Annotated in this window: 17 protein-coding genes and 1 riboswitch; of the genes, 8 read left to right on the forward strand and 9 right to left on the reverse strand. The window is 33.1% G+C overall.

The genetic code is table 11. The annotated features are described in order from the left end of the window. Positions 1-19 precede the first annotated feature (19 nt). Positions 20-328: a T9SS type A sorting domain-containing protein gene (locus QGM60_RS15560; protein ID WP_281141176.1), complete on the forward strand. Its 309-nt coding sequence runs from the start codon at positions 20-22 to the stop codon at positions 326-328. Between the two features lie 47 nt (positions 329-375). On the opposite strand, the gene QGM60_RS15565 is transcribed toward QGM60_RS15560, so the two are convergent. From QGM60_RS15565 to QGM60_RS15585, 5 genes are all read right to left on the reverse strand, one after another. Continuing rightward, on the reverse strand, positions 376-915 hold the full coding sequence (locus QGM60_RS15565; protein ID WP_281141177.1) for an acyl-CoA thioesterase: 540 nt from the start codon (positions 913-915) through the stop codon (positions 376-378). Positions 916-941: 26 nt separating this feature from the next. Then, the gene (gene rmuC, locus QGM60_RS15570) at positions 942-2,330 is read right to left on the reverse strand and encodes a DNA recombination protein RmuC (protein ID WP_281141178.1); all 1,389 of its coding nucleotides are present in this window, start codon (positions 2,328-2,330) and stop codon (positions 942-944) included. Positions 2,331-2,404: 74 nt separating this feature from the next. After that, positions 2,405-3,199, reverse strand: a complete 795-nt coding sequence (locus tag QGM60_RS15575; RefSeq protein ID WP_281141179.1) for an ABC transporter ATP-binding protein — start codon at positions 3,197-3,199, stop codon at positions 2,405-2,407. A 105-nt stretch (positions 3,200-3,304) separates the two neighbouring features. Next, entirely contained in the window at positions 3,305-4,333 is a 1,029-nt protein-coding gene (locus tag QGM60_RS15580) for an iron ABC transporter permease (protein ID WP_281141180.1), read from the reverse strand. Next, positions 4,334-5,491, reverse strand: a complete 1,158-nt coding sequence (locus QGM60_RS15585; protein WP_281141181.1) for an ABC transporter substrate-binding protein — start codon at positions 5,489-5,491, stop codon at positions 4,334-4,336. 231 nt (positions 5,492-5,722) lie between these two features. Further along, positions 5,723-5,939: riboswitch (cobalamin riboswitch) on the forward strand. Between the two features lie 90 nt (positions 5,940-6,029). On the opposite strand from QGM60_RS15585, the gene QGM60_RS15590 reads away from it, so the two are divergent. Further along, a complete protein-coding gene (locus tag QGM60_RS15590; RefSeq protein WP_281141182.1) occupies positions 6,030-7,961 on the forward strand; it encodes a TonB-dependent receptor in 1,932 nt (643 codons plus the stop codon). A 31-nt stretch (positions 7,962-7,992) separates the two neighbouring features. Here QGM60_RS15590 and QGM60_RS15595 read toward each other — a convergent pair whose 3' ends face one another. Next, positions 7,993-9,420, reverse strand: a complete 1,428-nt coding sequence (locus tag QGM60_RS15595) for a S41 family peptidase (RefSeq protein WP_281141183.1) — start codon at positions 9,418-9,420, stop codon at positions 7,993-7,995. A gap of 161 nt (positions 9,421-9,581) precedes the next feature. Here QGM60_RS15595 and QGM60_RS15600 point away from each other — a divergent pair, with 161 nt between their 5' ends. The 4 genes from QGM60_RS15600 to QGM60_RS15615 are packed head-to-tail and all read left to right on the forward strand — an operon-like array spanning position 9,582 to position 11,723. Then, complete coding sequence (locus QGM60_RS15600) at positions 9,582-10,091, forward strand: sigma-70 family RNA polymerase sigma factor (protein WP_281141184.1); 510 nt, start codon at positions 9,582-9,584, stop codon at positions 10,089-10,091. After that, positions 10,078-10,575 (forward strand): hypothetical protein, encoded by a 498-nt coding sequence (locus QGM60_RS15605; protein ID WP_281141185.1) that lies wholly within the window; start codon positions 10,078-10,080, stop codon positions 10,573-10,575. Before QGM60_RS15600 ends, QGM60_RS15605 begins: the two co-directional genes overlap by 14 nt. Positions 10,576-10,597: 22 nt before the next feature. Next, positions 10,598-11,173, forward strand: a complete 576-nt coding sequence (locus QGM60_RS15610; RefSeq protein WP_281141186.1) for a DUF4252 domain-containing protein — start codon at positions 10,598-10,600, stop codon at positions 11,171-11,173. Between the two features lie 4 nt (positions 11,174-11,177). Then, entirely contained in the window at positions 11,178-11,723 is a 546-nt protein-coding gene (locus QGM60_RS15615) for a DUF4252 domain-containing protein (RefSeq protein WP_281141187.1), read from the forward strand. A gap of 24 nt (positions 11,724-11,747) precedes the next feature. Here the strand turns inward: QGM60_RS15615 and QGM60_RS15620 are convergent, their stop codons facing one another. From QGM60_RS15620 to QGM60_RS15630, 3 genes are all read right to left on the reverse strand, one after another. Beyond that, on the reverse strand, positions 11,748-11,975 hold the full coding sequence (locus QGM60_RS15620) for a hypothetical protein (RefSeq protein ID WP_281141188.1): 228 nt from the start codon (positions 11,973-11,975) through the stop codon (positions 11,748-11,750). Beyond that, positions 11,972-13,315 carry an adenylosuccinate lyase gene (gene purB, locus QGM60_RS15625; protein WP_281141189.1) on the reverse strand — a complete coding sequence of 448 codons (1,344 nt, stop codon included), beginning with the start codon at positions 13,313-13,315 and terminating at the stop codon, positions 11,972-11,974. The genes QGM60_RS15620 and purB overlap by 4 nt, the downstream gene beginning before the upstream one ends. Positions 13,316-13,415: 100 nt before the next feature. Beyond that, the gene (locus tag QGM60_RS15630; RefSeq protein ID WP_348634911.1) at positions 13,416-14,018 is read right to left on the reverse strand and encodes an adenylosuccinate lyase; all 603 of its coding nucleotides are present in this window, start codon (positions 14,016-14,018) and stop codon (positions 13,416-13,418) included. Between the two features lie 15 nt (positions 14,019-14,033). Between QGM60_RS15630 and QGM60_RS15635 the strand changes: the two genes are divergently transcribed. Both QGM60_RS15635 and QGM60_RS15640 read left to right on the forward strand, forming a co-directional pair. Continuing rightward, positions 14,034-14,507 (forward strand): heme-binding domain-containing protein, encoded by a 474-nt coding sequence (locus QGM60_RS15635; protein ID WP_281141190.1) that lies wholly within the window; start codon positions 14,034-14,036, stop codon positions 14,505-14,507. A 72-nt stretch (positions 14,508-14,579) separates the two neighbouring features. After that, positions 14,580-15,863 (forward strand): glycosyltransferase, encoded by a 1,284-nt coding sequence (locus QGM60_RS15640; protein WP_281141191.1) that lies wholly within the window; start codon positions 14,580-14,582, stop codon positions 15,861-15,863. Positions 15,864-15,977: the final 114 nt, after the last annotated feature.

A 15,977-nucleotide genomic window follows, 5' to 3' on the forward strand; every position in this document is an offset into this window, starting at 1 on the left:
TGTATAATAGTGTACGAGTATGAGAATAAAACTACTATTTTTATTGTTTTTTGTATCTGCTTTTTCTTTTGCACAGCTTAATGTTGATCAAAAGGATGAATTTACTATTTCTCCAAATCCAGCAAAAAATAAGCTTAATATTACATTACCAAGTACGGATAATGATATTAAACTTGAAGTATTTGATGTATTAGGAAAGCGAGTGTACAAAGGTGTTTTAACACGTCTAGAATCCTCAATCAATGTATCTGATTGGAAGAATGGAGTATATTTAGTAAGAGTGACTAATGATAAAGTTACTCAGACTAAGCGATTTATTAAACAATAAGTTTAAAACCAAAATATTGAAAAGCCATCACATTGTGATGGCTTTTTTTATTTCATATCAATTTTTACTCTAAAGTCTTTAAGTAAATCTAGATAATCGTCAACATTTTTATAGATTTCGTTTAGAAACTCAGCTTTTTTAGCATCGTCTTCTCGACGCTTAATCGCTCTAATAAAGCGTTTAGCTTCAATTTTAGATTTTATGATTAACCCAGGAACTGATGCTGTTTTTCCAAATTCATCGACAGCAACCATAGTGAAGTAAGAAGAATTACAATGTTTTACCTCTCCTGTTGTTATGTTTTCAGATTCAACACGTATACCAACAACCATTGACGATTTACCAACGTAATTAATAGACGCTTTCATCGTTACTAATTCGCCAACCTCAATAGGTCTTAAAAAATTTACTTTATCAACAGAAGCTGTAACACAATAACTTCTGGAGTGTTTTGAGGCACAAGCAAAAGCAATTTGATCCATTAAGCCTAGAATATAACCACCATGTATTTTACCACCAAAGTTGGTGTTAGATGGTAGCATTAATTCGGAAATCTGGATTTTGGAGTCTTCAGTAGTTTTAAACATAAACGTTGTGTTTCTAATATAATTTTCTAAATATCATCATCCGAAGCACGCTTTATAATGCTTTCTGGTAGTGCTTTTTTTGCTTTGGCACCCATTTTCTTAATTTTTTCAACTCTCGAAATTAGGTTGCCTTTACCTTCAACAAGTTTGTTCATGGCAGCAGAATAGTCAGTCTTAGCAGCATCTAATTTTTTACCAACACCAGTTAAGTCTGAAACTAAACCTTCAAATTTATCATACAACGCACCTGCTTGTTTGGCAATTTCCATAGCATTTTGTTGCTGCTTTTCGTTATTCCACATGGTATCAACGGTGCGTAATGTGGCTAAAAGGGTAGAAGGAGTAACTATGACTATATTTTGTTCAAATGCTTTATTGTAAAGTGTGTTATCTTCATTAATAGCAACAGCAAAAGCAGGTTCAATAGGAATGAACATCAATACAAAGTCAGGGGATTCTATATCATATAAATCTTGATAGTTTTTTGCGGAAAGTTGATCCACATGCTTTTTAATGGAATTAACATGAGCTTTTAAAAATAAAGGGCGTTCCTCATCTTCAGCATTTACCAATTGTTCGTAAGCCGTTAAGGACACTTTGGAATCGATAATCATTATTTTTGAATCAGGAAGATGTAAAACCACATCAGGCATTACACGAGAACCATCTTCGCGTTGAAAATTCTGCTGAACAAAATATTCCCTATCTTTCTCCAAACCAGACTTTTCTAAAACACGTTCCAATACCAATTCTCCCCAATTTCCTTGGGTTTTACTATCACCTTTCAAAGCTTTTGTTAAGTTAGTGGCCTCTTTAGCCATTTGCTGATTAAGATCTTTTAAGCCCAACAATTGTTCTTTTAAAGCTGAATGCATACTAATACTTTCCTTTTGAGAATCTTCAACACGCTTTTCAAAAGTTTTTATTTTTTCTTCAAGTGGATTAAGAATGTTTTTAATGTTTTCTTTATTCTGAAGTGTGAATTTTTCTGACTTTTCATCTAATATTTTAGAAGCCATCAATTCAAAATCTTTGCGTAATTGTTCTTGTTGTTTGGCAAGTTCTTCGTCACGTTTTAGGTTGTGTTGTTGAAGATTTTCAAATTCGGTATTTCTTCGTGAAAGTTCAGCGTTAAGGAAATCTTTCTCTTTACGAATATCCTCACGTTCTATTTCTATCTTAGAAATGGTTTCTTTTAAATCTTGCAATTGCTGATTAAAAAGTATATGTTGTTTTTCATTTTCTAGTTCAGAATTTTGTTTTAACTCTTCAAATTGTTTTTTAAGATTGGCGTTGCGTTCTTCTAAAGTACTTTTGTCACTTTTACTCTTTAATTGAGCAAATTTTAAGCCGATAAAAGCGCCAATTCCGCCAGATATTAATATGGCTATAAATAAAATGAGTGTGTCGTTCATGTTTTAAAAAGGAAATTTATCAAAGATAAATATTTAGCCTGAAGTCTGAAGTAAGAAGCGAGAAGAAATAGGAGTTATTTCTTCACTTTAAATCCACCAGAGGTATTATCAAAAGTAATTAAGTCATCAGGGAAAAGAGACTCAAAAACACCTTGTGAGATAAGATTACAAGGTTGGTCGTAAAATATATTATTGTGCGTCATCACAATCATATGGTCACAAAGTTGAATGGCTAAATCAATTTCGTGAGAGGAAAACAAGATTGTTTTTCCTGTATCTTTTGTCAGCCTTTGAAGTAGTTTCAGGATATAAGCTTTGTGATACATGTCTAGGTGAGTAGTAGGCTCATCTAAAACAATAATGTCTGTATCTTGTGCTAGTGCACGAGCAATCATTACTTTTTGTAGTTGACCATCACTAAGCTCGTAACACTTTTTATATTTTAAGTCAGCAATATTGATTTGCTCTAATGCAGAGTTAATAATATCGATGTCTGTATGGCTAAGATTACCAATCCAATTGGTGTAAGGTTGCCTGCCCAAAGCCACAAGTTCTAATACAGAAAGGTTTTTTGAAGTTAAAGCTTCGGTTAATACAATGCTAAGTTGAGTAGCCAGTTCAATAGGTGAAATGGACTCTAGGGATTTATTGTTGAGTAACACTTTCCCAGATAAAGCAGGTTGCACTTTTATAAGTGTTCTTAATAATGTGGATTTTCCAATACCGTTTGCACCAACCAAGCCTATTAATTGCCCTTTTTGTAATTCAAAATTGATATTTTGGGCAATAACAGTTGCTTCCTTTTTGGTTTTATAACCAATGATAAGGTTTTCTGTTTTTAGGATGGTATGTTGATTGGTGATTTTCAAAATTTAAAAAATATTCTGTCATCCTGAACTTGATTCAGGATCTTATAAGATTCCGCATCAAGTGCGGAATGACAATTAAGGTCTACCTTCATAATTCTAACTTTTCTAAAACATCATTTTTCGTTGTCTAACCAATAACCAAATCACAACTGGTGCACCAACCAAAGCTGTAATGGCATTGATAGGTAAGGTGTAGTCGCTTCCTGGTATTTGCGCTATGCTATCACAAATTAGCATCACTATAGCTCCAAACAAAAATACAGCAGGTAATAAGATTTTATGGTTTGAGGTTTTAAAAATCTGTCGTGTTAAATGTGGAATGGCTAAGCCAATAAAAGCAATCGGACCAGCAAAAGCAGTAATTGTACCTGCAATAAGACTTGTAGCTAAAATGATAATTAAGCGACTTTGTTTGAGATTTAAGCCTAAGCTTTTGGCATAATTATCACCCAATAGTAAACTGTTGAGCCCTTTGATAGAAAAAATGCTCAGAATAGTTCCTGCACAATAAATACCAAAGAAAATTAAGAGTTCGTTCCAAGATAGGTTGCTTAGACTTCCAAATCCCCAAAAAATGTATTGTTGTAATTGTTCTGCAGAGCTGAAGTATGAAAGTACACTCACCACTGCAGCAGTTATACTTCCAAACATTAATCCGATAATAAGGATTGCCATAGTGTCTCTTACTTTGTTCGATACAGCTAACACAGCCATAAGTACTAAAAAACTCCCCAAACTAGCAGCGATAACAATACTCCACTTAGAAATTAAAGTTGAAGCAAAAAGACCACCAAATAACCCAGAACCTAAAATAACCAAAGCTACACCTAAACTAGCACCAGAACTGATACCTAAAACAAAAGGACCTGCTAAGGGGTTTCTAAATAGTGTTTGCATTAAAAGCCCTGAAATACCCAGTCCTGAACCTACCAAAATTGCAGTTATAGCCTTTGGTAATCTAACATTTGTAATAATGATTTGCCAAGTTTCATTCTCAGAATTTCCAAGTAGAATTGAAATGGTTGATTTTAGAGGAATACTTACAGAGCCAAGACTTATATTTATAAAAAAACATATTACCAAAACTAAGGCAAGTATTGTAAATGAGGTGTAATATGTATTTTGATTGTTCAACTATTCAAGTGGTTTAAAAAAGAAAGGAGTATAATCTTCTAATAATTTAGGGTGACTAACTCTTATAAGATCTTTTAATATTAAATCTGGTCGCGCTGTTCCTAATTCGTAGTATAAAACACCGCCTGTTTTACCAGTAGTATTTGTAAAACTATAAATAGCTTTATTCTTAAAAGCTTTAAAGTTGGTATATAAGGCATTGGCACTTTCAAGTTGTTCTAAACTGCTGTAATAAGAAGGACTTAACCATAAATCGGCATCTTTTGCTTTTTCAAAAACGGCTTCAAAACTCAATGCTAAACTGCCATTTCCAGAAGTATCTTTCCATAGGTAATTTACATTAGCATCCTTTAGAAGTTGTGCTTCAGGACTAGAGCCATTGGGCAAGTACCAAACATCTTTATGCATAGCTCCACTTAAAACTGTTGGTTTATTTCTTGCGTTTTTTGCTAATTTTTTCGCTTCTAAATAATTTGCTTCAATAGCATTAAAAATAGAGTCAGCCTTAGCTTCTTTATTATAAATTGTACCAAAAAATTTAATCCATTCCGCTTTAGCTAAAGGAGAAGATTCTACCCAGTCTCCATTGTAAATTACTGGTATTCCAGCTTTTTTTATGGTTTCAAAAGTTTTGTTAACACCATCAACACCAAAACCAATAACTATATCAGGATTTAGGTCTAACAATACTTCGGTATTTATACCTTCATTTTTTCCAAGTTCACGTATTTTACCATTATCTATACGTTCTCTAGTTTTTTCAGAAGACACATAGTCTGTGCCAGGAAAACCAACCAAAGTTTGTTCCACACCCAAGAGTTCTAAAGCGGGAATATGAGTTGTTGAGGTTACTACAATTTTGGAAATACTATCAGTTATAAAAGTATCATATTCATCTTTTGGAAAGGTCATTTTCGATAATTGTTCTTTTGAAGCGATAAGGTATTTATAACTCTTTTCGGATTCAGGCCAAGGATTTTTTATGATTAAAATTTTATGGCTAGAATAATCTTCAATAGCAAATCCTTCGGCATATTTTAGTATTAATGCACTTTGGTCTTTGCTTGGTAATTCAGGTAAGATTCTTGAAGCATCTTTGTCTTCTTTACAGCCAAGTAATAGAACCAATAAAATTATTAAAACTAGAAACTTTCTCATATGTAACCTTTGTAACGAAACAATTTTTGTTCTGTTGGTAAATTTGGTAAAACTACAATAAGATGCGAGGAGATTCAAATTTAACACTATATATTGTTGCAGGAATCATTATAGCTCATTTTGTAATTGGCTTTATTTATCTCATTTATAAAATGAATAAGAAAAAGTAAATTATTCACTTCTAAAATTCTTTAATGTTCTATTTTTGCTGAGAATTTTTGGTTCGATAAGGTTATGTCTTAAAATTAAGGTGAGATACAGCCACTTCGATTAAAAGGGAATCTGGTGAAAATCCAGAGCTGTTCCCGCAACTGTAAATTTTTGCCGAAACATTTTCGGTACCATTTTCGGTTATTGCTTACTTCATAAACCACTGTTCTTTTAAGAATGGGAAGGTTAGGGCAATAGAAAATAAGTCAGGAGACCTGCCAAATTCAAATCAAACAAAGTCAAACTTTCGGGATAAAAGTTTACTCGATAATAGAGAATTCATTTTCTCATCATCGCTGTATGTTCTCTCGAGCAATTAATTCTTAAAATGAACAAAACAAAATTGTTTTGTAACATACTTGGTATGGGTATGTTTACTGTTGGGTTGGCACAAACACCATCCGACTCTTTAAAAGTTGAACAACTAGACGAAGTTGTAGTTACGGATTCTAAATTTCAACTCAAACGTGAAAATTCAGGTAAAGTTATCACAAAAATCACTTCAAAAGATTTAGAAAAACTTCAAGGACAGTCTATTGCAGAAATTATAGGAAGAACTGCAGGTATCGAAATCAATGGTGTTAGAAGTAATGCAGGGCAAAACTTAAGTTATTTTGTTCGTGGTGGAAGAAACAGACAGGTTTTGGTACTCATTGATGGTATTCAGGTTACAGATCCATCTCAGATAGCCAATGATTACGATTTACGTTTGTTGAATGCAGATCAGGTAGAATCTGTAGAAATTTTAAAGGGTGCTTCAAGTACATTATACGGCACAGGTGCGGCAACAGCTGTAATCAATATTAAATTGAAAGAAGCCTCAAAAAAAGCTGTTAATTTAAATTTAAAAACGGTATTGGGAACCAACCAAACCGCAAAAGAGAGCGATTATGCAATTGAAGATTTTAGAAACAGTGTGTCTTTAAATGGAAGTCTTGGTGATTTTAATTATTTAGCTAGTTTTGGACACCAATACACTGATGGGTTGTCGGCAATTTCAAATGGTACAGAGTCCGACCCTTTTAACAGTTATAATGGTAATTTAAAACTAGGATATAAATTCAGCAGTAATTTTAAGCTAAACACTTATGCTAGTTTTGATAATTATAAAGCTAATTTTGATGACAGCTTTGCTATGGTTGATACTGATGATGTTTCAGAATCTAAACAATATAGAATAGGGGCTTCTCCAGAATTCAAATACAATAATGGTAGTATTACTGTTAATGCTGTTTATAATGATATTGAAAGAGATATTCAGTCTAGCTACCCTTCGCGATATGATGCCCAAAGTATTGTTGTAGATGCTTATAATAGATACACGTTTAACAAAAAGTTTTATACAGTTTTGGGTGTGAATTTTCAGGATAACCAAATGGAAAGTTTTTCCATTCCTTTTGGAGAAACAGAGTTTAGTCAAGACATAGATCCAGAAAACGCACAATTTACCATTACAGATCCTTATGCTAATGTAGTCTATGTGTCAGATTTTGGTTTGAATATTAATGCTGGCGCACGTTTAAATAACCACAGTGAGTATGGAAGTCATTTAGTGTATAGTGTAAACCCTTCTTTTAAAAAGGATTTGTCCTTTGGATACATTAAAGGATTGGCGAGCTATAGTACAGCTTTTATAACACCGTCTTTATATCAATTGTTTGAACCAGCTTATGGTAATGCAGACTTAGAACCAGAAGAAAATCAAACGATAGAAGTAGGAGCTGAGTTATTGGTAGAGGATATTGCTACAGTGAGTTTGGTTTATTTTAATAGAAATGAAGACAATTTTATAGATTTTGTAGATTTAGGAAATTTCGTTTATCAATATAGTAATGTAGATACATCATTTACAGCAAGTGGTTTGGAGCTTATAGCACAATTGAAAATAGCAAAAAACTTAAATCTTAATCTTAACGGAACTTATACCAAAGTAGATGAAGACTTAAATTTGAGAATTCCTGAAATCAAAGTTAATTCTAGGTTAGATTATCAGTTATGCGATGCTACGATGTTGAGTTTGTCGTATCAGTATAATGATGAGCGTAATGATTCTGTTTATAACAGCACTACTTTTATGAATGATATTGTAGCATTGAAATCTTATAACTTATTAGATTTTTATATCAGTCATAAGGTGTTAAAAAATACAATGACCATTTTTGCTAATCTCACCAATATTTTGAACGAGGATTATCAAGAGCTTTATGGTTTCTCAACAAGAGGTCGAGGTTTTAATTTAGGTTTCAATCTCAACTTATAAAAAAAAGAGCCACTTTTAAGTGGCTCTTTTTTTATTCAATATACATGTCTTGTTCTAGTGGTTTCAATTTCGATTTTATAAGTCGTAAAGAACTAATAGTTTCAATAGATTGATTTAAAGGCCTTCCGTTTAAAGTTATATCTTGTATAGCTGCTGCTAAAAGAGGTTCGTTAACATCACCCAAAATTCCAAGATTACTTGGAGATTCAGTAATTTCTACATCAGGAACTATTCCAGTACTAGGAACAATTTCTTCATTTACATTGCTTGTAAAGTAAATTAAGGGCTGTAAAGCATACGTGTGGTTTGGATTAATGTTGTCCGTACCAAATAAACTTGGAGAGTCAAAAACTGTGTTTGAAGCTTGAGATTTTCCAACCGTATTTTCACCAATTACTACAACATCAATATATGCTTCTAGGCTGTTTATAATCATTTCACTTGCTGAAGCTGTTCTTCTATTGGTAGTTAACACGTAGAGCTTGGATAGGTTTAAGCTATTTATAGAGCCTCCTCCTTGAATTGAGTTAGTAAATAAGTAATTTGTATCATTATTACTTAGGTTTTCATTGAACAGTAGTTTAGAAAAAATACTTCCATTAAACTGTCCTGTAATCATACTGCCAAGATATGCAGCTGTTTGTACAGAACCACCGCCATTATATCTTAAGTCTAAAACTAATTCTGTTACTCCAGCAGCTTGTAACTGTCCAAAAGCATCATTTAATTCATCTTCATAATTGCTAGTGAATCTATTATATAGTAAATAACCAATTGAAGTTCCGTCTACTGTTAAAGTTTCTACAGTGTGGACAGGGTTTTCAGTATACTGGACTTTAGTAAGATCAGCACTTTCGCCATTTAAGGTTATAGTATCATCAGACGTGTCTTCAGTTCCGTTATTATCATAATCAGCAAAATTCAATGTATATGAGGTCGAATTCAATAGGCTAGCATAATTCGTTTCATTTAAGGTTTCACCATTTACCACCCTAAAAATTTGTCCGCGTTGTAAACCTAAATTTGAGGCAGCACTATTGTTCAATACTAAAGTTATAACACCAAAAACTTCAAAGTCGCTTCCAGGCACATAGTATAGATTAAATTCTAATCCATTACTTAATGATGTGCCTTGTAATTGATTTTGTAAATCATAATAGTTACTATAAATGCGACTAAATTTATCTACGTTTTGTGGATCATATTTTAAATCTTCAAATAAAACTTCAGGTGTTTCATAGGTAGCTAAATAATCACTGTACTCTTCGTTGGAAGAAAATCTATCGTTAGCCAAATCAGGAATGTCAGACTTATATAGATACACAGCATTCATAGCTTTCCATACAAAATCCTTTACATCTGTACTAGAGTAGGTAATATTATCATCCATATCATCAAAACAGCTCGATAAGGATAGTAATACAACTCCCGCAAATAATAGGTTAATATACTTTTTCATAGTTTCAATTTTTTCTTTAGTAGCAAAATTTTACACATAGTTGTAAAACTCTAAATTTACTTACATTATTATAAATAAAAAAACTTTGTAACAAAATGTAATGTGGTTCGTCGTAATTATGAAAGCAAGTAAAAAAGCTTTTAACCACCAATCAAAAAGTAATGAAGCAGACAGATTTTGTAAGCTTAGTAATGCCATTTAAGGATAAAGTATTTCGTTTAGCCAAACGATTATTGGTTTCTCGTGAAGAAGCTGAAGACGCTACACAAGAAATACTTTTGAAATTATGGAATAACAAACAGAAAATTGGCGACTATAAAAATGTGGAAGCCTTTTCTATGACAATGACAAAGAATTTCTGTTTAGATAGACTGAAGTCTAAACAAGCGCAGAATCTTAAAATTGTTCATAGTAATTATACAGACAACAGTTCGTCATTACAAAAGCAAGTAGAAGCAAAGGATAGTGTGGATTGGGTATCAAAAATTATGGACGATTTACCCGAACAACAAAAAATAATAGTGCAGCTAAGAGATATTGAAGAATACGATTTTACAGAGATAGCTAAAATGTTAGATATGAATGAAACCGCAATACGTGTCAATTTATCAAGAGCAAGAAAAACAATAAGAGAAAAATTAACTAATACGCATCAATATGGTATTAAATAATATAGAAAAATTAATAGAAAAGTATAACAATGCAGAGACATCGTTAGCCGAAGAAAAGCAGTTAAAGGCTTATTTTAATAGTGATGATGTAGCACCGCATTTAGAGCAATACAAGCCTTTGTTTCAATACTTTTCATTGTCTCAACAAGAGCAGTTTACCAAAGACGTTCCATTAAACACTAAGAAAAAAACAAGATTATATCAGTGGATTTCTGTCGCAGCTGTAGCCGTTCTTATGTTAGGCATAATTGTTCCCAAAATTCTTGGTCCTTCTGATGAAGAATTAAAACAGCGAGAACTAGCCATGGAAACCTATAATAGAACTATGGAAGCTTTGAGTCTAGTTTCATTAGGAATGAATGAGGGCAAGGAACAATTAACCAATTTAGCCTTAGTTGGAGAGAACATTAATGAAGGTGCTCAGCAAGCAAGTAGGCTAAGTGAATTTAATCAAGTAACAAACAGAATTTTAAAAAACAAGTAAACAAATTTAAAGATTAGAAATTATGAAAAAAGTAGTAATTATAGCAGCACTTTTACTAGCACCATTAGCAACGTTTGCTCAAGGTGTATTTGATAAGTTTGAAGATATCGAAGGTGTGTCATCATTTGTCATCAATCAAAAAATGTTCAGAATGTTAGCCAGTATAGATATTGATTTAGATGATAAAGAAGATCAAGAATTCTTAGAAATGGCTAAAAAAATAACAGGTCTTAAAGTATTTACAACTGGTGATGAAAAAGTATCTTCTGATATGAAGTCTACAGTAACCAATTACCTTAAATCAGCAAACTTAGAAGAGTTAATGCGTTTTAAAGATGGTGAGCAAACCGTGAAGTTTTATGTTAGAGAAGGTAAGGACGAAAACCATGTAAAAGAATTATTAATGTTTATCACAGGTTTAAAAGAATTAACCGAAGGACAAAACATTGAAATCAACGGAAAGAAAAGAGAGTTTGAAACACTTATATTATCTCTAACAGGCGATATCGATCTAAGACAGATTTCTAAAATCACTAATAAAATGGACGTTCCAGGTGGTGATAATCTGAAAAAAGCAGGTGAAAAGAAAAGTAAATAAACCTATGATACAATCAATCAAAAAATCAATGGTTATGTTGCTTTTGGTTACAGTTTTTCTAAGCTGTAACCAAGGGCCAACATTGCAAACCTATTATGTAGATAATGAATTAAAACCAGGTTTTATTTCTGGTGATGTACCTGCAAGTTTTATAAACTTAGAAGGTGTCGATCTTACTGAAGACCAAAGAGAAGCTTATGAGTCGGTAGATAAATTAAATATTTTAGCTTTTAAGGCTGACGATAAAAATACCGAAGAATACAAAACTGAATTAGGAAAAGTTAAAACGATTCTTAAAGATGAGAAGTACGAAGAACTGATGAGAGGTTCTACTTCAGATGGTAAGTTTTCTATAAAATTTATTGGTGATTCCGAAGCGAGTATAGACGAATTAATACTTTTCGGTAGTTCTAGCGATCAAGGCTTTATTGTAGTGAGAGTTTTGGGTGATGATATGAATGCAGGTAAGCTTATGAAACTATCTGATGTTTTACAAAAAGCAGATATAGATAACGAGCAGTTAAATAGCTTTAAAGATTTTTTTAAATAATAAACTGACAGTATTATTTAAATGTTAATGAGAATCGTCTTGAAGGTCATCTTCAAGGCGATTTTCTTTTTCCTCGTTTTTTAAAGCGTAAGTTATAGCAACACTTATTAAAGCTGCAAACCCTAAAAACAATAAAATCTTCACAAGAAAATTGTTTAAGGCATCAAACATTCCAGCAACAAAAAAAGTAACAGGAATTATAAATACAAAAATTCTTGCGATATCATTTTTGTTCGCGGGTAATAGTTTCATATACCAGTATAGTTACTTGGAGATATCGCTTTTAGTTCGGTTTTTATTGCATCTGAAACCTCTAAAGTATCAATAAAATTTGATATGGAGCTTTTAGTAATCGCTTCGTTAGTTCTTGTAAGACCTTTTAAAGCTTCATAAGGATTCGGGTAATTTTCTCGTCTTAAGATAGTTTGAATAGCTTCTGCCACAACAGCCCAGTTATTCTCTAAGTCTTCAGCAAATTTAGCTTCATTAAGTAATAACTTGCCTAAACCTTTCAAGGTAGATTTAAAAGCAATAATAGTATGTCCAAAAGGTACACCAACGTTTCTTAAAACTGTACTGTCTGTAAGGTCACGTTGTAGTCTTGATATAGGTAATTTTGCAGACAAATGTTCTAAAATTGCATTAGCAATCCCAAGATTACCTTCACTGTTTTCAAAATCAATAGGATTTACTTTGTGTGGCATAGCAGAACTTCCAACTTCCCCTTTTTTAATCTTTTGCTTAAAGTAATCCATAGAAACGTATGTCCAAATATCACGATCTAAATCTATGATAATGGTATTAATACGTTTTAAAGCATCAAACAACGCAGCCATATGGTCGTAATGCTCTATTTGTGTTGTTGGAAATGAATGTTGTAAACCTAATTTTTCTTGAACGAATTTTGTTCCAAAGTCTTTCCAGTCAATATTAGGATAAGCCACTTTATGAGCATTATAATTTCCTGTTGCACCACCAAATTTTGCAGCACTTGGGATGTCATTCAATAAATTGAACTGTTCTTTCAGTCTCACCACAAAAACTTCAATTTCTTTACCCAAACGTGTAGGAGATGCTGGCTGTCCATGAGTTCTGGCTAGCATAGGTACATTTTCCCACTCTTTAGCTAAACTTTCAATTTTTTCTAATACCGAAAGATATTCAGGAACATAAACATCATTCATAGCGTCCTTAATACTCAAAGGAATTGCTGTGTTGTTAATATCCTGAGACGTCAATCCGAAATGGATAAACTCTTTGTAATCCGATAACCCAAGTTTGTCAAACTGTTCTTTTATAAAATATTCAACAGCTTTAACATCATGATTGGTAACTTTTTCAATGTCTTTTATAGCAGAAGCATCGTTAGTTGTAAAGTTCTCGTAGATGTCTCTTAAATCAGGAAAAACGGAATGCGGAACAGACTCTAGCTGTGGTAATGGCAATTCGCACAAAGCAATGAAATATTCAATTTCAACTAAAACACGATATTTTATCAATGCTTTTTCTGAAAAGTAATTTCCTAAAGCTTCAACTTTAGATCTATATCTACCATCAATTGGTGAAATGGCGCTAAGTACTGAGTATTGCATTTGCTATAAAATTTTGAAGCCCCAAAGATAGGGAAGTAAGTTGTAAGTAAGAAGTCTAGGGCATGAAGTTTTTTAGCTTTTTGAGCAATACTTGAAGCTTCTAACTTCGCGCTTCTAACTTTTTTATCTTCTTCAAAATATGTCGAGCTCTAGCCTTAAAAGCAGCACTTTGTATATGAAAATCTCGTTCTAAAATTATAACAAGTTCAGGATGTACCCAATCGAATTCGTTACCTAACAAAAACAGCGTATTCATAGAATAAGCTTTAGGAGCCACTTTTTCATCATTAATCATCCAATCGAAACAAGCTTCAATAATTTTTTCTTTGTGCTGAGTAGTGAGCGCGTTAATGATGTTTTGATTCTTTTCCTTGTAATGAGCTATAGCTAAATATTCACAAACCTTGGCCACGGGTCTTACTGCAGGATCAAGATGAACTTTGGAAACATTTTCAGTGAAAGTGTCTAAATGTGGAATTACAGCTTCTAAATTCTCACCACACATAAATTCAAAAACCCAAGCAGCTCTACACGAAATGTTATCATCTACGTCAAAGAGGATATCTAACAGATATGAAACCAATTCAGGATGATCCAATACCATTTTAGAATAGAATAGACGTTTTTCACGCGAGTGGTTAACGTAACTTAATTCTTCGTAAAGTTGGTTTTTTGTCAATTTAAAATACTTAACTTTAGACATCTAAATTAATCAAAAATGAAGATTCTCAAAAAGCTTTTGCTCTTCCTTCTGGTGATATTTATTATCGCACAATTCTTTGGGCCTGAAAAAAATGAAGGTGATATCGCTTCGGTAAATACCTTTTTAACGGAAACCAATCCACCTGAAGATGTAACGCAAATTCTAAAAAATGCCTGTTTTGATTGTCATAGTGATCACACGCGCTATCCTTGGTACAATAATATTACACCTGTTAATTATTGGTTGGCGGAACATGTAGAAGATGGAAAAAAACATTTTGATGTATCGAAATGGTCAAGCTATTCCGATAAAAAGAAAGATCATAAACTTGAGGAATTAGCAGAAGAGGTGGAGCGAAAAAGTATGCCTTTAGAAAGCTATACTTGGGCACATAGTGATGCTAAGTTATCCCAAGAGCAAATTGATGCTGTGATAAAATGGGTTGAAATGGCACGGATTAAATACGTGTTCATGAAAGAACCACAGTAAATTGACATACCTTTTCTGAATTACCACAGAAAATTCTGGAATTATTGATTTTGTTTTTGGACTTTTACCAGCATGAATAAGCGATTATTAGTCATAGGCTTTGTTTGGCCAGAACCAAAAAGTTCTGCAGCTGGAAGTAGAATGTTACAGTTGTTAGAGCAGTTTCAGAGTCAAGGTTTTGATATCACCTTTGCTTCAACAGCAAAAAAATCAGCAAACACGTTTGATTTATCTACGCTGAATATCGCAACTCAAGCGATAAAATTAAACGATGCATCTTTTGATGACTTCGTAAGCCAATTACAGCCAGATGTTGTACTTTTTGATCGCTTTATGATAGAAGAGCAGTTTGGTTGGCGCGTTGCAGAGCAGTGCCCTGATGCTTTACGGATTTTGGATACCGAAGATTTTCATGGTTTACGAAAAGCTAGGGAATTGGCATTAAAGCAAAATACCGAACTCACAACAGAACTATTACAAAACGATACTACTAAACGCGAAATAGCCAGTATGTATCGTTGCGATTTAAGCCTGATTATTTCCGAAGCTGAAATTGAAATCCTAACCACGCAATTCAAAATTGATATAGCACTTTTGTGCTATGTGCCATTTTTGTTAGAGCCAGTGTCTAAAGCAGCGCAATCGCAATTACCACTTTTTGAAAATCGAGGACATTTTATAACCATTGGTAATTTTTTACATCCACCAAATTACGATGCGGTTTTGTATTTAAAACAGACCATTTGGCCATTGATAAGAAAGCAATTGTCCAAAGCAGAACTTCATATTTATGGTGCTTACGAATCACAAAAGGTCACCCAATTACATAATGAGAAAGAAGGCTTTTTAATCAAAGGGTTTGCTGAAGACGTCAACGCAGTCATGAAAAACGCCAAAGTATGTTTAGCTCCGTTACGTTTTGGCGCAGGACTGAAAGGCAAATTAGTAGATGCCATGCAAAACGGAACACCTTGCGTAATGTCTAGCATTGCGGCAGAAGGTATGTTTAGCTTCAATGCTTGTCAGACTGAGCCTGTCGAAGTCTCACCAGAGGATAACTCAAATAGTATAACAAATGGCTTTATAGAAGACCAAGCAGAAACCTTTACCCAAAAGGCTGTTGAACTTTATACCAATGGTAATCTTTGGAAAACTAAACAAGAACAAGGCTTTAAGATTTTAGAAAACCGTTTTAGTAAAACACATTTCACTCAAGATTTTGCTGAGCGAATAGCAAGCTTACAAAGCAATATAAAATCGCATCGCGAAAACAATTTTATCGGTAACCTATTGCAACACCAAACCATGCAAAGTACTAAGTATATGAGCAAATGGATTGAGGAGAAGAATAGTTGAGATTTAATTTCAACTTTCGTTATCGGTTTGGCTATGATTTGCTGCATGAAAATCCGCAAGGATTCTTTCCGCCTAAGCTGAAAGATTGCAATGGATTATAGCTGTTGTTTGCCA

This window comes from Winogradskyella sp. SYSU M77433, assembly GCF_029911945.1.
Taxonomy (GTDB): domain Bacteria; phylum Bacteroidota; class Bacteroidia; order Flavobacteriales; family Flavobacteriaceae; genus Winogradskyella.